General features: G+C 70.6%; 14 protein-coding genes and 1 riboswitch. Of the genes, 6 read left to right on the forward strand and 8 right to left on the reverse strand.

Translation table 11 applies throughout. From position 1 onward, the window contains the following. Positions 1–83: 83 nt before the first annotated feature. From ACFC09_RS26735 to ACFC09_RS26770, 8 genes are all read right to left on the reverse strand, one after another. Positions 84–1,529 carry an ABC transporter ATP-binding protein gene (locus tag ACFC09_RS26735; RefSeq protein WP_376532927.1) on the reverse strand — a complete coding sequence of 482 codons (1,446 nt, stop codon included), beginning with the start codon at positions 1,527–1,529 and terminating at the stop codon, positions 84–86. A gap of 23 nt (positions 1,530–1,552) precedes the next feature. Then, positions 1,553–2,650, reverse strand: coding sequence for an ABC transporter ATP-binding protein (locus ACFC09_RS26740; protein ID WP_376532823.1), 1,098 nt, complete (start codon positions 2,648–2,650; stop codon positions 1,553–1,555). Further along, positions 2,647–3,645, reverse strand: coding sequence for an ABC transporter permease (locus tag ACFC09_RS26745; RefSeq protein ID WP_376532825.1), 999 nt, complete (start codon positions 3,643–3,645; stop codon positions 2,647–2,649). The genes ACFC09_RS26740 and ACFC09_RS26745 overlap by 4 nt, the downstream gene beginning before the upstream one ends. A gap of 136 nt (positions 3,646–3,781) precedes the next feature. After that, positions 3,782–5,572 (reverse strand): ABC transporter substrate-binding protein, encoded by a 1,791-nt coding sequence (locus ACFC09_RS26750; protein WP_376532827.1) that lies wholly within the window; start codon positions 5,570–5,572, stop codon positions 3,782–3,784. Positions 5,573–5,641: 69 nt separating this feature from the next. Continuing rightward, the gene (locus ACFC09_RS26755) at positions 5,642–6,649 is read right to left on the reverse strand and encodes an ABC transporter permease (RefSeq protein ID WP_376532829.1); all 1,008 of its coding nucleotides are present in this window, start codon (positions 6,647–6,649) and stop codon (positions 5,642–5,644) included. Positions 6,650–7,021: 372 nt separating this feature from the next. Further along, positions 7,022–7,810, reverse strand: a complete 789-nt coding sequence (locus ACFC09_RS26760; RefSeq protein WP_376532831.1) for an enhanced serine sensitivity protein SseB C-terminal domain-containing protein — start codon at positions 7,808–7,810, stop codon at positions 7,022–7,024. A gap of 131 nt (positions 7,811–7,941) precedes the next feature. Beyond that, positions 7,942–8,733 (reverse strand): enhanced serine sensitivity protein SseB, encoded by a 792-nt coding sequence (locus tag ACFC09_RS26765; RefSeq protein WP_376532833.1) that lies wholly within the window; start codon positions 8,731–8,733, stop codon positions 7,942–7,944. Between the two features lie 66 nt (positions 8,734–8,799). Next, positions 8,800–9,477, reverse strand: a complete 678-nt coding sequence (locus ACFC09_RS26770; protein WP_376532835.1) for an AAA family ATPase — start codon at positions 9,475–9,477, stop codon at positions 8,800–8,802. Positions 9,478–9,654: 177 nt separating this feature from the next. After that, positions 9,655–9,751: riboswitch (glycine riboswitch) on the forward strand. A gap of 198 nt (positions 9,752–9,949) precedes the next feature. Between ACFC09_RS26770 and gcvT the strand changes: the two genes are divergently transcribed. From gcvT to ACFC09_RS26800, 6 genes are all read left to right on the forward strand, one after another. Beyond that, positions 9,950–11,077, forward strand: a complete 1,128-nt coding sequence (gcvT, locus tag ACFC09_RS26775) for a glycine cleavage system aminomethyltransferase GcvT (protein ID WP_376532837.1) — start codon at positions 9,950–9,952, stop codon at positions 11,075–11,077. 102 nt (positions 11,078–11,179) lie between these two features. Continuing rightward, positions 11,180–11,557, forward strand: coding sequence for a glycine cleavage system protein GcvH (gene gcvH, locus ACFC09_RS26780; RefSeq protein ID WP_376532839.1), 378 nt, complete (start codon positions 11,180–11,182; stop codon positions 11,555–11,557). 14 nt (positions 11,558–11,571) lie between these two features. Continuing rightward, positions 11,572–12,834 (forward strand): serine hydroxymethyltransferase, encoded by a 1,263-nt coding sequence (gene glyA, locus ACFC09_RS26785; protein ID WP_376532841.1) that lies wholly within the window; start codon positions 11,572–11,574, stop codon positions 12,832–12,834. Between the two features lie 80 nt (positions 12,835–12,914). Beyond that, on the forward strand, positions 12,915–14,282 hold the full coding sequence (locus tag ACFC09_RS26790) for an L-serine ammonia-lyase (protein ID WP_376532843.1): 1,368 nt from the start codon (positions 12,915–12,917) through the stop codon (positions 14,280–14,282). Positions 14,283–14,739: 457 nt separating this feature from the next. Next, on the forward strand, positions 14,740–15,639 hold the full coding sequence (locus ACFC09_RS26795; RefSeq protein WP_376532845.1) for an extracellular solute-binding protein: 900 nt from the start codon (positions 14,740–14,742) through the stop codon (positions 15,637–15,639). Between the two features lie 105 nt (positions 15,640–15,744). Continuing rightward, complete coding sequence (locus ACFC09_RS26800; protein ID WP_376532847.1) at positions 15,745–17,691, forward strand: ATP-binding cassette domain-containing protein; 1,947 nt, start codon at positions 15,745–15,747, stop codon at positions 17,689–17,691. The last annotated feature ends 390 nt before the right edge of the window (positions 17,692–18,081 follow it).

Below are 18,081 nucleotides of genomic sequence, written 5' to 3' on the forward strand. Positions count from 1 at the left end.
CGTCCCCATACAGACAGAACGGGAGAGCGCGCCCCGCGCACTCTCCCGTTCGCAGCCGTGGACGGCCTCGCCCGCCGCCTCCGCTAGGAGTCCTTCGGCCTCGGCGTGCCGTCCGCCGCGCCCTCGTCGGAGGCTTCGGTGGCGGCGTCCTGGGCCACGTCCTGGGCCACGTCGTCGGACGCGGAAGCGTCCGCGGCGGTCTCCGCCGCGGGCTTCGCGGTGTCCGCTGCCGCTCCGGCAGCCGCCGCGGTCTCGTCCGCGGGCGTCTCAGCGGCCTCCGCCGCGTTCCCGCCGACCGGCTCGGCGGTCGGCTCGGCGATCGGCTCTGCGGTCGGCTCGGCGGCCGGCGCCGCGCCGTCGGCCGAGACCGCCGCCGCCACCGCGGCCGACGTCTCCGCCGACTCCTCAAGGACGGCGTCCGGAACCAGTTCCCCGGCCTCCTTCGCGGCGGACAGCAGGACCGTGTCCTGCGGCGCCTGGTCGGCGAAGTTCTCCGGGTGGTGGCAGGCCACCCGCTGGCCGGGCTGCAACTCCAGGAGCTGCGGCTCGGTCGTCCGGCAGATCTCCGTCGCCTTCCAGCAGCGGGTGTGGAAACGGCAGCCGCTCGGCGGCGCGATCGGCGAGGGGACGTCGCCCTTCAGCAGGATGCGCTCGCTCTTGGCGTTCTTCCGCCTCGGGTCCGGGATCGGGACCGCCGACATCAGCGCCTTGGTGTACGGGTGCATCGGCGCCTTGTACAGCGACTCGCGGTCGGCCAGCTCCACGATCTTGCCGAGGTACATCACGGCGATCCGGTCCGAGACGTGCCGGACGACGGAGAGGTCGTGCGCGATGATCACGTACGTCAGGCCCAGCTCCTGCTGGAGGTCGTCGAGGAGGTTGACGACCTGCGCCTGGATCGACACGTCGAGGGCCGACACCGGCTCGTCCGCCACGACCAGCTTCGGGTTGAGCGCGAGCGCGCGGGCGATGCCGATGCGCTGGCGCTGACCGCCGGAGAACTCGTGCGGATAGCGGTTGTAGTGCTCGGGGTTGAGACCCACGACCGACAGCAGCCGCTGCACTTCCTTCTTGACGCCACCCTCGGGCGTCACACCCTGGAGCCGGAAGGGAGCGCCGACGATGGTGCCGATGGTGTGCCGCGGGTTCAGCGACGAGTACGGGTCCTGGAAGATCATCTGCACGTCGCGGCGCAGCGGGCGCATCCCGCCGACACCGAGGTGCGTGATGTCCTTGCCCTCGAACTCCACCGTGCCCGCGGTCGGTTCGAGCAGCCGGGTGATCAGCCGGCCCATCGTCGACTTGCCGCAGCCCGACTCGCCGACCACGCCGAGGGTTTCGCCGGACCGCACCTCGAAGTCGATGCCGTCGACCGCGCGCACCGCGCCGACCTGCCGCTGGAGCAGGCCCTTGCGGATCGGGAAGTGCTTCTGGAGCCCGGTCACCTTCAGCAGGACCTCGCCGGGAGCGGCGCCCTTGTTCAGGGTCGCCGTCCCCGCGGCGCCGTCGCTCTGTGCAGGGATGCCCACTGCGTTGTCCTCTGCGTTCTCACTCACAGCTTCGGCGCAATCTCTTCGGTCCAGATCCGCTCCCGCTGCTCCTGCGACAGATGGCAGGCGGCCCAGTGCCGGCTGCCGATCTCGGTCAGCTCGGGGCGGACCGTGCGGGTGACGTTGTCCTTCGGGAGGTCGGCGTACGGGCAGCGCGGGTTGAAGGCGCAGCCGGACGGGACGTTGATCAGGGAGGGCGGGGAGCCCTTGACCGGGACCAGGCGCTCCTGCTGCTCGCGGTCGAGCCGCGGCATCGAACCCAGCAGGCCCCAGGTGTAGGGGTGGCGGGGCTCGTAGAACACCTTCTCGGCCGGTCCGCGCTCCACGCAGCGACCGCCGTACATCACCAGGATGTCGTCGGCCAGTTCGGCGACGACGCCCAGGTCGTGGGTGATGATGACGACCGCGGAGCCGAACTCCTTCTGGAGGTCGCGGATCAGGTCGAGGATCTGCGCCTGGACGGTCACGTCGAGGGCGGTGGTCGGCTCGTCCGCGATCAGCAGTTCGGGGTTGTTGACCAGCGACATCGCGATCATCGCGCGCTGGCGCATACCGCCGGAGAACTCGTGCGGGTAGCTGTCGACCCGCTTGTCCGGCTGCGGGATGCCCACCCGGTCGAGCATCTCGACCGCACGCCGCTTGGCGGTCTTCTTGTCGACGCTGTGATGGATCCGGTACGCCTCCACGATCTGCTGGCCGATCGTGTAGTACGGGTGCAGCGCGGACAGCGGATCCTGGAAGATCATCGACATCTGCCGGCCGCGCAGCTTGCGGACGTGGTCGGGGTCGGCGGAGAGCAGTTCGGTGCCGTCCAGCCAGATCTCGCCGGAGATCTGCGCCTTGCGCTTGCCGTACTGACCGGCGGTGTGCAGGCCCATGATGCCGAGCGAGGTCACCGACTTGCCGGAGCCGGACTCGCCCACGATGCCGAGGGTCTTGCCCTTCTCCAGCTTGAAGCTGAGTCCGTCGACCGACTTGACCAGGCCGTCGTCGGTCGGGAAGTGCACCTTCAGGTCGCGTACTTCGAGGAAGGCGGTCGGCGCGGGCGAGTCGCTGGTGGGCTCGCCCACGGCCGCTCCGGTCTTGCTGAGTTCGGTCATGCGAGCCTCACTCGGGGGTCGATCACGGCGTAGAGGATGTCCACGACCAGGTTGGCGATGAGCACGGCGAGCGAGGTGATCAGGACGACGCCCAGGATGACGGGCAGGTCCTGGTTCTTGATCGCGTTCAGCACGGCCTGGCCGAGGCCGGGCAGGTTGAACGTGGTCTCGGTGAGGATCGCGCCGCCGATGAGGGCTCCGAGGTCCATGCCGAGCATGGTCAGGATGGGCGTCATCGTGGAGCGCATGGCGTGCTTGCCGATGACGGTCTGCTCCCGCAGGCCCTTGGCGCGGGCCGTACGGATGTAGTCCTCGCCGAGGACCTCCATCATGGTGGCCCGGGTGATACGGGCGTACATCGCCGCGTAGAGGAACGCGAGGCTGATCCAGGGCAGGATCATCCCGCCGAACCAGCCGGTGAAGCTGTCCGAGAGCGACACGTACTGCGCGTCGATCCAGTGGAGCCCGTAGGTGAAGATCGACAGGACGAGCATGCCGGTGAAGTAGATGGGCAGCGAGACGCCGGTCAGCGCGACGACCATCGCGCCGCGGTCCCAGACGCTGCCCCGCTTGAGCGCGGAGAGCACACCCGCCGAGACACCGAAGACCAGCCACAGCACGGCGGCACCGAGCGCGAGTTCCAGGGTCACCGGGAAGCGGTCGGTGAGCACCGGCCAGATGGCCTGCTCGCTGCGGAAGGAGTAGCCGAAGCACGGCGCGGCGCAGTGGGTGACATCGCCGCCGGCCGCGTAGGTACGGCCCGCGAAGATGCCCTTGAAGAACTCCCAGACCTGGGAGTAGATCGGGTCGTTCAGGCCCAGCTTCACCCGCACGGCCTCGACGGCCGCTGGGTCGGCCTGCTTGCCCACGAAACTCGTGGCGATGTCGACGCCCGCCCACTTGGGGACGAGGAAGAAGATGCCGAAGACCACCATGATGATGACCACGAGCATCACTGCGGCGGCGAACAACCGCCTGATGAGGTAAGCGAGCACAGCTCTCGGCCCGCCGCGGGCCGCGGGCCACCCGGGGCCCCCACCGCCTCATGAGCGGGGAGGTGTCCCGGGCGTCCCGCGATCACGCGTCGCCGGCCTTCACCTGCCTTTCGTGCCGTTCGGCGGGTGTGCCGGGTTACTTCGGGTTCTTCAGACTGAGGTTGACGAAGTCGTACATACCGCTGTAGCCGTCGGTGGTGTAGACGTTCGCCAGGTTGCTGGAGCGCCAGTTGATGAACTTCTCGAAGGTGAAGGGCAGGTAGTAGGCGCCCTCCATGACCTTGTGGTTGATCTGCGTGGCGATCTGGGTCTTGCCCGCCTCGTCCAGCGTGGTCGTGTACTGGTCGAACAGACCGTCGATGGACTTGTCGTCGATCAGGGCGTAGTTGTTGTTGCCGCTCTCGTGGATGTAGCTGCTGTCCCACAGCGGCAGACCGAAGCCCTGCACGGACGGGAAGTCCGGGCCCCAGCCCATGATGATGATGCCGTAGCCCTTCTTCTGCACGTTCGAGGGGCTGCCGATGATGCCGGTGGTCTGCGAGCCGTCGAACTGGTCGATCTCGACGTCGATGCCGATCTTCTTCAGCGACGCCTGGAGCGACTGGGCGGTGGCCACCTCGACCGGCTTGTTGTTGCGGACGGCCATCGTGGTCTTGAAGCCGTTCGGCTTGCCGCAGGCCTTCAGCTCTTCCTTGGCCTTGGCGGCGTTGCCGGTCTTGTTGGCACCGGACAGGCCGTACGGGTCGTACTTCTGGCCCTCGGCGCCGGCCACCGACGGAGGCAGCATGTTGGTGCCGATGTCGCCACCGGCGACCGGGCCGCCACGGGCGGTCTGGAGCGACACGTGGTCGGCGCCGTAGATGACGGCCATGCGGCAGTGGATGTTGTCGAACGGCTTCACGCTCTGCGGGAAGACCGCGTAGCGGATGTAGCCGGAGACCGGGTTGTCCAGGTTCTCCTTGTGCTGCTTCAGGGCCTCGGTGCGACCCTGCGGCGACATGCCGGTCTGGTTCAGGTCCAGATCCAGGTCACCGCTGATCAGGCGCTGGTCGAGGTCGTTGGCGTTGGAGAAGAACTGAACCGTGATCTTGTCCGGGTACGCCTTGCGGATCGGGTCCGCCGCCTGCTTCCACTCGGTGTTGCGGACCAGGGTGAGGTCCTTGCCGGGGTTGTAGGACGCGAACTTGTACGGGCCCGAGGAGAACGGGTGCAGCGCGTACTTGGACTTGGTGTCCTTGTCCTGGCGGACCGGGGAGGCCGACGTCAGGGCCAGCATCTCCTCGAAGTCCGAGTTGGCCTTCGGCAGGTGGAAGACGATGGTCTTGTCGTCCGGGGTGTCTATCGCCTTCAGGCCCAGCTTGTCCGCGGACTTGTCCTTGTAGGGACCCTTGTACTCACCCTTGGGGTCGAGCACCTCCTGAAGGTACGTCGGGCCGCCGGAGAGCACGTCCTGTGCCCACACGCGCTCGATGCCGTACTTGACGTCCTTCGAGGTGATCGGCTTGCCGTCTTCCCACGTGCTGCCGTCGCGCAGGGTGTAGGTGTAGGTCTTGCCGTCATCGCTGATCTTGGCGAGACCGGTGGCGAGGTCCGGGGCCAGCTTGGCGCCTTCCTTGCCCGCGGCCGGCGCGTTCGTGACGAGCTGGCGGCTGTAGTAGCGGGAGAAGTCCCACATGAAGCCGTAGTAGCCGCGGGTGGTGTCCCAGGAGTCGGCGTCCTGGGCGGCACCGAACTTCAGCGTGCCGCCCTTCTTGGCCAGGGAAGCCTGGGCGATCTTGTTGTTCGCGGCGTCGAAGCCCGCGGCGCCGTCCTTCGAGCCTTTGTCACCGCTGCCGCCGCCGCACGCCGCCGTGGTCAGCAGCGCGGCGACCGCGGCGACGGCGGCCAGTGCCTGCTTGCGCCGCCCTGAGGCGCGTTGGGTAGTCACGATCTCGGATCCTCCGGATTTGATGAGAGATCCCGTGTTGGAGCCACGGGTCGCTTGGGGTACGGCAGTTCAGCGGGAGCCCTTCGGGTCCAGCGCGTCACGCACGCCGTCGCCGAAGAGGTTGAAGGCAAGAACGGTGATGAAGATCGCCACACCCGGAACCACCATGTACATGGGGTCCGAGTCGTAGTAGTCGATCGCGCTCGAAAGCATCTGCCCCCAGGAAGCCGTGGGCGGCTTGACGCCCACGCCCAGGAAGCTGAGTGCCGCCTCGGTGAGGATGTTGGTGGGGATCATCATCGTCGTGTACACGATGATGGGCGCGACAAGGTTGGGCAGCAGCTCCTTGAAGAGGATGTACAGCCGCCCGGCGCCCAGCGATCGGGCGGCCTCGACGTACTCCCGCTCGCGCAGGGACAGCGTCTGGCCGCGCACCACGCGTCCGATGTAGGGCCAGCCGAAGAAGCCGATGACCAGGATCATCACGAACACGCGCACGCTCGTGCCGGTCAGCCCCAGCATGTTGTTCGGCATGACGGAGACGAGGGCGATGATGAACAGCAGCTGCGGGAAGGCCAGCAGGCCGTCCATGACCCGGCTGATGACGGAGTCGACCCAGCCGCCGAAGAAGCCCGCGAGGATGCCCAGGACGGTACCGAGGATCACGGCCACGACCGCCGACAGGAAGCCGACCAGCAGCGAGATCCGGGCGCCGTAGAGGATGCGGGCGAAGATGTCGCGGCCGTTGACCGGCTCGACGCCCAGCAGGTGGTCCCCGCTGATGCCGCCCAACGAACCGGTGGGCGTGCCGAACAGAGGGTCGATCAGGTTCTCGTGGTAGACGTCGGGGTCCTGCCCGACGAGATTCGAGATCACGGGCGCGAGCAGGGCGATCACGATGAGCGCGAGGACAACGATGCCACCCGTCAGGGCGAGCTTGTCCCGCTTCAGGCGTTCCCAGGCGATCCGCCCCAAAGAGCGTCCCTGTACGGCCTTCGCGTCAGCGCTGACAACCGCCGCTTCCTCGGCCGCACTAGGGGCCGCTTCCGCGGTCGGCTCGTGCAATGGTGCCGTCATCTGGCAGGGACCCCTCTCAACCGGCGGTAGCCGGGCCGCACTTGCCGCGGTGGCGGCATGATTCAGTCCGTCGTACACATAGGGGCGGCAGGCCCCTTGGTGCCGGAGTCTTCAACGCATCGGCGATCTGTTGCCAGACTTGGCGGCGAAAGGATGCGCAAACGTGATGCTGTCTGCAAGGTTCCGTTATCCGGACAGTGGGTAACGGGGGTCGGACGAGGAGAAGTTGCACTAAACGGACAGCTGTTGTCTTTCCGGTCCGCTCTACACGCGAAGATCTCTTATTGACGTCTTGTCAGCGATCCTCGTGCATACTGTCCGTCACCGGCTCAGGTCCGCCGCCGGTCGCGTCCGCCGAGCGGCGGTAACCGGTCAGTACCGGCCCTGGAGCGGCGGATAGCCGTACCCGCCCGCGGGGGCCTGCGGCGGGGCGGCGTGCGCCTCACGGTCGTAGAAGGGGCGGGCGCCGGCCCGCATCCACATGACGACCGGATCGTGCTCGTCGGTCATCGCCACGGTCGACACCGGCAGCCCGTCCGGTACCGCGCCGATCGACTGCTGCATCATCGCCCGCACCGAGTCCACCGCGGGCGGCGAAGTGTCGTACACGTCCAGCCCGATGGCCAGGTAGGGCGCGCCGAGGGCCGGCTGCACCCAGGCGCGGCGCAGCGAGCGGACCACCGGGGTGCGGTGGGCGTTCTGCGCCAGCAGGGCGTAGAACTGCGGGATCTCGATGCCGGGTTCCGACAGCCTCAGCGGGCCGGCCGGCTGACGGTCCAGGCCCGTGGCGATGCGGCGCAGATCGAGCCAGGGGATGCCGACACCGCCGCCCGGGGCGTGCGGGTTGAGCCAGATGCCGTAGTGGTCCGGGTAGAGGGTGCGGGCCGCGTCGAGCCCGTCGACCACCTCGTACGAGCGGTTCCAGCCACTTGCGGACAGCTCCTGGGCGGAGGTGACGCACGGGGCGTAGCCGTAGCCGTCGACCTCCATGGTTCCGTACTGGGCGTCGGGGGAGCCCGCCTGACCGTGCCACAGGAGCATCCAGACCTGGCCGGAACCGGGGGTCGCGAGCGCGCGCAGGAGCGCCTCGTAGGCGTCGTAACGCCCGGGCGTGACCTGGCGCAGCGTGTGCTCGACGCTGCCGCTGAGGCTCGCGCTCACCTGACTTACCGCCTCTTCTTCGACTACCCCGCGTTCGGGAGACAGCTTAAGCGTCCGGTGGCCCGGGGCTCCTTGTTCGCGGGCGACGCGGCCCGCCGGCGGCCGTCCCCGCCCGGCCGGCGCGGCGCTGCCTACTGGCCGTGCTGGTAGAAGGGCCGCACATGGCCCCTGAGCCAGTCGCCCACCGGGTCCTCGGCGACGTCCAGCAGGACCAGGTTGACCGGCCACCGCACCGGGACCTGCGCCAGCGCCCGGCCCAGGGCGGCCAGCGGCAGTTCCCGCAGATCGCCCTCCCACTGGGCGAGTTCGACGCCGACGAACAGCACCGGGTCCGCCGTCTCGACGGCCGCGAGGCAGCGGCGGGCCGTGCGGATCACGCCGGTCGCCGCGAACTCGGCGGAGGCGGCGGACAGGAAGTCGACCGGGTCGTCCTGCCAGTCCGGCTCGAACAGCCGGACCCGGCCGCCGCTCGTCGGGCCGTCCAGCGCGGTGCGGTCCGCGCGGCACAGTTCGGCCACCGCTTCCGGCGGGAGCGGGAGGCCGACCACCCCGCCCGCGTTGACGGCGATGCCGACCTGCGGGGGCAGGCCGCGGGCGAACTCCACGGCGGGCGCGACGGTGTACGCCAGGTGGGCGCCGACGACCTGGCGGAACTGTTCCTCGGAGCTGAAGACCGGGACGTACGCCTGGCCCTCGATGTCCACCGTCGGCAGGTCGAGGGGGCCGCTGTCCGGGCCGCCGCCCTCCGGCAGCGGGATCCAGAAGAAGCTGCGGCCCAGGACCTCGACGATCCGGCCGCCTGCCGACGGCACGCCGAGGGAGGCGGAGAGCACCTCCTCCAGTTCGTTGCCTGGCCATCCGCCGTGCGGGTGGGGGTGTGCCTGTGCCGGAAAATCCGCTGGGAAGTCCGCCGGGAAGTCCATCTGCCTACCGCCTGCTGGAAAACACTGCTGTGGCTGGAAAGGCTAACGGGTACCGGTGACAGGCCCTCACCCTGCGAAGCCGATCCGGTGCAGCACGTCCGCGGCGTCCCGGTCGAGCAGCACCGCCGAACCGCAGCCCGCGGGCGGCTCGCCCCGCTCCACCGCGCGCAGCAGCCGGGCGGCGGCCCTGCGGTGGCGCAGGAAGGCGTAACGGGAGACGCCCCGGCCGCGGTCGCGCTGGCCGTCGCGGGCCGTGGCGGGCGGGACGTCGAGCAGGATCAGGTGCAGTGTGCCGCCGCGGCGGCGGGCCTCGCGGGCCAGCCAGCCGCGCACCCAGGACTGGGTGCCGCAGTCGTGCACCACGACGCCCTCGCCGGTGCGCAGGGCGCGGCGCAGCGCGGCGTAGTGGGCGAGGCGGACGAGGGGGCGGTAGAGCGCGTACGGGAGGAAGCGCGGGATCCGGGCCTCCCAGCGGTCCCGGGTGTCCTGGGAGTCGATCCTGACGGCTCCCACGCCCTGGACCGTCCGATCCATCAGGGTCGACTTGCCGCTGCCGGGCAGGCCCGTGACCACGGCCAGGTCGTGGCGGCCGAAGTGCAGGGCGCGTGGGCTGCGGCCGGACCGCTCGCGCAGGTCGCGGACGACCGGCGCGGGCCGCTCCGCGCGCCGTCCGACGGATCGGCCCGCGGGCTTCCCGGGCAGCGCGAGACCCGTGGTCGTGGCGTACGCCGTGGTCCTGTTCACCGTGATCGTCCTCCCCTTGGGGTCTGGACATCCCCATCCCCGCCAAGTGTAAAGAGAAGGTAATGCGCGGTGCCTCACCGTGCCGTGCGCGTTCTGCCACAGACCGGTCACGGATCCGGTCTGCCGTGCGGCGGCGAGGCGTGCAATGATGAGCCCGCCAACTGCATACCGGCCGCTTGAATCCGCGCGGGAGAGTTCCCAGCAGCCCTGCTGGGACGCCGAAGGAGCAAGTCCCTCCCTTGAATCTCTCAGGCACCGTCACCGCGTGGGCGAGGCACATCTGAAAAGCGGGCCGCTGTCCGGTGGCTCCACCCAAGGTGCAAGCCGTGACCGCCGTACGACGTTGTGTACGCCGCCGGTCATGGCGAACCTCTCAGGTTCCGATGACAGATGGGGAGGACCTTCCCCGCCCTGCCCGCGTTCGGCCCCGCCCGCGCGGGCGACCCCCATCGCCCTGGGAGACGACCGACCGATGAGCAGCACCGAATCCCCTCGTCCACGGCGTACCGCGCTGGACGCCCTGCACCGCTCGCTCGGTGCGACGATGACCGACTTCGCCGGCTGGGACATGCCGCTGCGCTACGGCTCCGAGCGGGACGAGCACCTCGCCGTGCGGAGCCGGGCGGGGCTTTTCGACCTCTCGCACATGGGTGAGATCACCGTGACCGGCCCGCAGGCCGCCGCGCTGCTGGATCACGCGCTGGTCGGCGACATCGGCGCCGTCAGGACCGGCCGGGCCCGGTACACCATGATCTGCCGGGCCGACGGCGGCATCCTGGACGACCTGATCGTCTACCGGCTGGCCGAGCACGAGTACCTGGTCGTCGCGAACGCCGGCAACGCCCAGGTGGTGCTCGACGCGCTGGTGGAACGGTCCGCGGGCTTCGACGCGCAGGTCCGCGACGACCGCGACGCCTACGCCCTGATCGCCGTCCAGGGCCCCGAGTCCCCCGGCATCCTGGCTTCCCTGACCGATGCCGACCTGGACGGCCTGAAGTACTACGCGGGCCTGCCCGGCACCGTCGCCGGGGTGCCCGCGCTGATCGCCCGTACCGGCTACACCGGCGAGGACGGCTTCGAGTTGTTCGTGGCGCCGGGCGACGCGGAGAAGCTCTGGCAGGCGCTGACCGAGGCGGGCGCCCCGGCCGGGCTGGTCCCGTGCGGGCTGTCCTGCCGGGACACGCTGCGCCTTGAGGCGGGCATGCCGCTGTATGGGCACGAGCTGTCGACCTCGCTCACACCGTTCGACGCCGGGCTCGGCCGGGTGGTGAAGTTCGGCAAGGAGGGCGACTTCGTCGGGCGCGAGGCGCTGCTGGCGGCGGCCGGGCGGGCCGAGCAGAACCCGCCGCGGGTGCTGGTCGGCCTGGTCGCCGAGGGCCGCCGGGTGCCGCGCGCCGGGTACCCGGTGGTCGCGGGCGGCGCGGTGATCGGCGAGGTCACCTCGGGTGCCCCCTCCCCCACCCTGGGCCGGCCCATCGCCATGGCCTACGTCGACGCGGCGCACGCGGCGCCGGGCACGGCGGGCGTCGGCGTGGACATCCGCGGCAACCACGAGCCGTACGAGGTCGTGGCGCTCCCCTTCTACCGGCGGCAGAAGTAGTGCCCCGGTTCGCTGTGATGCCGGGCACACCACCCCGTCCACCTGCGCCTTCCCCCGTCCCCCCGTCATCAGCACTCCCCCGCGTACAGGAGAATTCAAGCCATGAGCAACCCCCAGCAACTGCGCTACAGCAAGGAGCACGAGTGGCTGTCGGCCGCCGCGGACGGCGTCTCGACGGTCGGCATCACGGAGTTCGCGGCGAACTCGCTCGGTGATGTGGTGTTCGTCCAGCTCCCGGAGGTCGGCGCCGCTGTGACCGCGGGCGAGACCTGCGGCGAACTGGAGTCGACCAAGTCGGTGTCCGACCTGTACTCGCCCGTCACCGGCGAGGTCACCGAGATCAACCAGGACGTCGTCGACGACCCGTCACTGGTGAACTCGGCCCCCTTCGAGGGCGGCTGGCTGTTCCGGGTGCGCGTCGCCGAGGAGCCGGCCGACCTGCTCTCCGCCACCGAGTACGCCACCTTCACCACCGGCTGAGGAGTCCTGGCCCCATGTCGCTGATGAACACACCCCTGCACGAGCTGGACCCGGACGTGGCCGCCGCGGTCGACGCCGAGCTGCACCGCCAGCAGTCCACCCTCGAAATGATCGCCTCCGAGAACTTCGCGCCCCTCGCGGTGATGGAGGCGCAGGGCTCGGTCCTCACCAACAAGTACGCCGAGGGCTACCCGGGCCGCCGCTACTACGGCGGCTGCGAGCACGTCGACGTGACCGAGCAGATCGCCATCGACCGGGTCAAGGAGCTGTTCGGCGCCGAGTACGCCAATGTGCAGCCCCACTCGGGCGCCTCCGCCAACCAGGCCGCGCTGTTCGCGCTGGCCCAGCCCGGCGACACGATCCTCGGCCTGGACCTGGCGCACGGCGGCCACCTCACCCACGGCATGCGGCTGAACTTCTCCGGCAAGCAGTTCGACGTGGTCGCCTACCACGTCGACGAGGCCGGTCTGGTCGACATGGCCGAGGTGGAGCGGCTGGCCAAGGAGCACCGCCCGAAGGTGATCATCGCGGGCTGGTCCGCGTACCCGCGGCAGCTGGACTTCGCCGGGTTCCGGCGGATCGCCGACGAGGTCGAGGCGTACCTGTGGGTGGACATGGCCCACTTCGCCGGGCTGGTCGCCGCGGGCCTGCACCCCAACCCGGTGCCGTACGCCGACGTGGTCACCTCCACCACCCACAAGACGCTGGGCGGCCCGCGCGGCGGCATCATCCTCGCGAAGAAGGACTTCGCGAAGAAGCTGAACTCGTCGGTGTTCCCGGGCTTCCAGGGCGGCCCGCTGGAGCATGTGATCGCGGCCAAGGCGGTCTCCTTCAAGATCGCGGCCTCGGACGGGTTCAAGGAGCGCCAGCGCCGTACGGTGGACGGCGCCCGGATCCTCGCCGAGCGGCTGACCGCGCCGGACGCCCGTGAGGCCGGCGTGAACGTGCTGTCCGGCGGCACGGACGTCCATCTGATCCTGGTCGACCTGCGCGCGTCCGAACTGGACGGACAGCAGGCGGAGGACCGCCTCCACGAGATCGGCATCACGGTCAACCGCAACGCCGTCCCGAACGACCCTCGCCCGCCGATGGTCACCTCGGGCCTGCGCATCGGCACGCCCGCCCTCGCCACCCGCGGCTTCACGGCCGAGGACTTCACCGAGGTCGCGGACGTCATCGCCCTGGCGCTGAAGCCGTCGTACGACGCGTCCGCCCTGGCGGCACGCGTGCAGGCCCTGGCCGAGAAGCACCCGCTCTACCCCGGCCTGGGCAAGTAGTCCCGCCGCACGGGGTGCCGCGCACGCACGTTCCGCGCCGCGGCACCCCGTCACGCACCATCCCGCATGGAGGAGTCACCGTGGCCATCTCCGTCTTCGACCTGTTCTCGATCGGCATCGGCCCGTCCAGCTCCCACACGGTCGGCCCGATGCGCGCGGCCCGCATGTTCGCCGCGCGCCTGCGCAACGAGGGTGTGCTGGACTCCGTGGCGTCCGTACGCGTCGAGCTGTACGGCTCGCTGGGCGCCACGGGCCACGGCCACGGCACGCCGAAGGCGGTGCTGCTCGGACTGGAGGGCGCCGCGCCCCGGACGGTGGACGTGTCCGGCGCCGACCAGCGGGTGGCGGACATCCGGGAGTCGGGCCGGCTGCTGCTGCTCGGCGAGCACGAGATCGCGTTCGACGCCGACGCGGACCTGGTCCTGCACCGCCGCAAGGCCCTGCCGTACCACGCCAACGGCATGACCCTGTGGGCGTACGACGGGCAGGGCGGCGACGTGCTCACCAAGACCTACTACTCGGTGGGCGGCGGCTTCGTCGTCGACGAGGACGCGGTCGGCGCGGACCGGATCAAGCTGGACGACACGATCCTCAAGTACCCCTTCCGCACGGGCGACGAGTTGCTGCGCCTGACGAAGGAGACGGGCCTGTCCATCTCCTCCCTGATGCTGGAGAACGAGCGCGCCTGGCGCACCGAGGAGGAGATCCGCGCGGGCCTGCTGGAGATCTGGCAGGTGATGCGCGAGTGCGTGGCGCGCGGTCTGTCCCGCGAGGGGATCCTGCCGGGCGGCCTGAAGGTGCGGCGCAGGGCCGCCGTGTCGGCCCGTCAACTGCGCGCCGAGGGCGACCCGCTCGCGCACGCGATGGAGTGGATCACGCTCTACGCGATGGCGGTGAACGAGGAGAACGCGGCCGGCGGGCGGGTGGTGACCGCCCCGACGAACGGCGCGGCCGGCATCATCCCGGCGGTGCTGCGCTACTACCTCGACTTCGTGCCGGGCGCCGACGAGGACGGCGTGGTCCGCTTCCTCCTCGCGGCCGGCGCGATCGGCATGCTGTTCAAGGAGAACGCCTCCATCTCCGGTGCCGAGGTCGGCTGCCAGGGCGAGGTCGGCTCCGCCTGCGCCATGGCGGCGGGCGCCCTCGCGGAGGTACTGGGCGGCAGCCCCGAACAGGTCGAGAACGCCGCCGAGATCGGCATGGAGCACAACCTCGGCCTCACCTGCGACCCGGTCGGCGGCCTGGTCCAGATCCCCTGCATCGAACGCAACGGCATGGCCGCCGTCAAGGCGGTCACCGCGGCCCGCATGGCCATGCGCGGCGACGGCTCCCACCTGGTCTCCCTCGACAAGGTCATCAAGACCATGAAGGACACCGGCGCGGACATGTCGGTCAAGTACAAGGAGACGGCGCGCGGCGGGCTCGCGGTGAACATCATCGAGTGCTAGGGGGACGGGCCCTGGCCGGCGCGTGCGTTTCCCTCCCGGCCACAGCCGGTCCCGCAGTACCTGTGTGACCTGCGGCGGCCTGTCCACCAGGCCCCGCAGGTCACAGGCATCGGCACGCACCGCAGCTGTCCCGCCGGTTAGGATGCTTTTGTGCTGTTTTCTCCCCGTACGACTCGTTCTGGGGCCGCAGGGGGCAAGGCACTTCTCACGTGAAGATGCCCGGGGCGGCGCGGGCCGCGACGCCGGCGGCCGTCCCGGATCAGTGCACGAGCGCGTACCTGGCGTGATCCGTGGCCGTTGGGCGGCGCAGCGGCACGCGAGTGCCGCCACGGTTCACCGTTGGCTCGATCCGTGCAGGTGGCCGCTGGTGCGTACCCGTGCTCCGCAGTGAGCGGAAGGGTGAACGCACATGCATACGACAAGGTCGACTCGCCGTCGGACGCGGACACGGACGCGGGTGCAGGTGCTGGGCGCGCTGGCAGCGGCCGCGGCCCTGGTCGCCGTTGGCAGCGGAGCCGACGCCACGGCAGCCGCGCGGGGGGCGAACACCGCCGACGGGGGGCACGGCACCGTACAGGTGCTGTACTGCGGTTCGCTCCAGAACTTCATGGAGCATGATCTCGGCCCGAAGTTCAGCGCTGCCACGGGCTACCAGTACCGGGGAGTCGGCGGGGGCTCCACCGAACTCGCCCACCAGATCAAGAGCAAGGTGCGCCAGGCCGATGTCTTCGTCAGCGCCGACCCCAAGGTCAACAACTCCCTGGAGGGCACGGCAGGCGGTGACTGGGTGTCGTGGTACGCCACGTTCGGCAGTGCACCGGTGAAGATCGCCTACAACCCGCACAGCGCGTTCGCCGACGCGCTGAAGACGAAACCCTGGTACCAGGTGATCACCGAGCCGGGCTTCCGGCTGGGCCGGACCGATCCCAAGCTCGACCCCAAGGGAGAGCTGTCCGTACAGGCCCTCCAGCAGGCGTCCCGTATCCACAAGGAGCCCGGCCTGGTCTCCTCGGTCGAGAAGTCCTCCCAGGTCTTCCCGGAACAGGAACTCGACGGGCGGCTGCAATCGGGACAGCTGGACGCCGCCTTCTACTACAGCAACGAAGCGACCGAGCAGCACCTGCCCACCGTCGACCTCGGCGCGGTGAAGGTCGCCGCCCACTTCACGGTCACGGTCCTCAACCGCGCGGCCAACCCGGCGGGAGCCACCGCCTTCGTGCACTACCTGCTGGGTGACCAGGGCAGGGCCGGTCTCACCGCGCACAGCGTGACCCTCTCCGCGCCCACCGTCTCCGGCAACGCCGCGGCCGTCCCCGCGGAACTGCGTTCCGACCTGCCGGCGAAGACGGCCGGCTGACGGCGAACGCCCGAGGAAGCCCGAGGAAGCCCGAGGAAGCCCGAGGAAGCCCGAGGAAGGAGGAGCCGACCACGAACGGCTGAGGCGCCCGAGGAAGGAGACGGGGTGAGTCCGCGACCGGTGGAGCAGGGTCGCGGTCGTGTCCGCTTCCTGGGCACGCCGCTGCCCTGGCTCGCCGCTCTCCTCCTGCTGTATCTGCTGGCCCCGCTGGGCGCCTTCGTCACGTGGGCGGCGGGCGCTCCGCGTGGTGCGCTGACCGCGCCCGGTGTCGGGGACGCGTTGATCGTCTCCTTGGAGACGGCGACGATCGCCACCGCGGTCATCACCGTCCTCGGTGTGCCCCTGGCCTATCTCCTCGCCCAGGCCCACGGCCGTACCGCCGCCCTGCTGGGGATGGCGGTGCAGCTCCCCTTGGCCCTGCCACCGCTGATGAGCGGCATCCTGATGCTGTACATCGTCGGTCCGTACGCCCCGCTCGGACGGCTGTTCGGCGGTCGGCTCACCGATCACGCGGCGGGGATCGTGCTGGCCCAGGTCTTCGTGGCGGCCCCCTTCCTCATCATCGCCGCCCGTTCGGCCTTCGCCGCCCTCGACCCCGATCTGGCCGACGTCTCCGCCACCCTGGGCCACGGACGGCTGTCCCGCTTCGTCCGCGTCGCCCTGCCCGGTGCCGCCCCCGGCATCCAGGCCGGCCTGCTCCTGGCATGGCTGCGTGCCTTCGGCGAGTTCGGCGCCACCGTCGTCCTCGCGTACCACCCCTACTCGCTGCCGGTCTACACCTACGTCCAGTTCGGCAGTACCGGGCTGGCCGCCACGTTGCTGCCCGTCGCCGTGAGCCTCGCCGCCGCCGTGGCCGTCCTCGCCGTCAATCACTGCACCGCACACCTGCGGCTGCCCCACCGCCGCCGCACCGCACCACCCGCGCCCCGCGCCCCGCGCGCCCGGACCAGCCCCCGCCTCGCCTTCGACCTGCGCGCCCGGTCGGGCAGCTTCCACCTGCGGGTCGCCCACACGGCCCGCGGGCGCCACCTGGCCATCCTCGGTCCCTCCGGCGCCGGCAAGTCGCTGACCCTGCGTCTGGTGGCCGGTCTCATCCGCCCCGACGAGGGATACGTCCGACTCGACGACGACGACCTCACCGCACTGCCTCCGGAGCACCGGGGCGTCGGCTACGTCCCCCAGGACGTCAGCCTCATCCCGCACCTCGCGGTCTGGCAGCAGATCACCTTCGGTGTCGACACCGACCCCGCCCTGGCCGCCTACTGGCTGCGCAGGCTCGACCTCGACGGTCTCCAGCACCGCCTGCCCCACCAGCTCTCCGGGGGCCAGCGCCGACGCGTCGCCCTGGCCCGCGCCCTCGCCCGCGACCCCCGCCTTCTCCTGCTCGACGAGCCGTTCACCGGCCTGGACACCCTCGTCCGCGACGAACTGCGCTGGGAACTGCGCCGCCTCCAGCAAGGCATCGCCCCCACCACCGTGATCATCACCCACGACCCCCAGGACGCGGCCCTCCTCGCCGAGGACATACTCATCCTCGCCCACGGCCGGCTCCTCCAGGCCGGAGACCAGCGCGAGGTCTTCGCCCACCCCGCCACCCCGGAGGCCGCACGCCTGCTCGGTATCCGCAACCTCCACACGGGCCGCCTCACCGGCCCTCACACCCTCGAAATCGACGGCGCCCACCTCACCGTGCCCGCCACCGGCCTCCCCGCCGGCACGCCCGTCGCCTGGTGCATCCGCCCCGAGGACATCCAACTCACCGACACCGGCGGCCACCCCGCGACCATCATCGACACCGTGCACCTGGGCCCCGTCACCGAGATCCGCGCCCTGCTGGCCGACGGACACGAAATGAGCATCACCGTCACTCCACAGGACAACTCCGCGACCACCGACGGCTGCCGGATCCACCTGCCCCCCGAGGCCATCACCGTCTGGCCCGCGCCCGCCGACTCCGTCCAGCACCCACTCGCCTCCCGCACCGGCCGGCGACAGCCGGCCGAAGGCGCCACCGGCACGGCCCCGCGGTGCGGTCCGGGCAGCCCACCCTGAGCGCGCTGAGCCCGCTGATCCGTCGGCAACGGGGCTGACTCAGCGCGGCCGACGGACGGACCGGTGACTCGGACGAGCCGCGACAGGCGGCCCCGGTCGCCGAAGGCCCGGTCCCGAGGTTCAAGTCCCTCAAGCTGAAGTCGCCGCGGCCGGGGCGGTGTTCCGGGCCCCGATCCGGGGCGGTGTTCCGGGCCCCGATCCGGGGCGGTGTTCCGGGCCCCGATCCGGGGCGGTGTTCCGGGCCGCTGCCCTCGCCGAACCGCGCGGAAGCCGCAGCGCGGTCACCGCGGTTCACGGATACGGAGAGAGAGAGGGGACAGTGCCGGGCGGCCGTCGGTGAACATCGTCGAATGCCGACGGGACCGGCCTGATCGGCCGGTCCCGTCGAGT

Origin of the sequence: Streptomyces sp. NPDC056161, assembly GCF_042268025.1 — a bacterium.
Lineage (GTDB): Bacteria > Actinomycetota > Actinomycetes > Streptomycetales > Streptomycetaceae > Streptomyces.

Coding starts and splice junctions, on each gene's coding strand:
- ACFC09_RS26740 (WP_376532823.1), bottom strand. CDS start 2,650: ATGACCGAACTCAGCAAGACCGGAGCGGCCGTGGGCGAGCCCACCAGC.
- ACFC09_RS26755 (WP_376532829.1), bottom strand. CDS start 6,649: ATGACGGCACCATTGCACGAGCCGACCGCGGAAGCGGCCCCTAGTGCG.
- ACFC09_RS26765 (WP_376532833.1), bottom strand. CDS start 8,733: ATGGACTTCCCGGCGGACTTCCCAGCGGATTTTCCGGCACAGGCACAC.
- gcvT (WP_376532837.1), top strand. CDS start 9,950: ATGAGCAGCACCGAATCCCCTCGTCCACGGCGTACCGCGCTGGACGCC.
- gcvH (WP_376532839.1), top strand. CDS start 11,180: ATGAGCAACCCCCAGCAACTGCGCTACAGCAAGGAGCACGAGTGGCTG.
- glyA (WP_376532841.1), top strand. CDS start 11,572: ATGTCGCTGATGAACACACCCCTGCACGAGCTGGACCCGGACGTGGCC.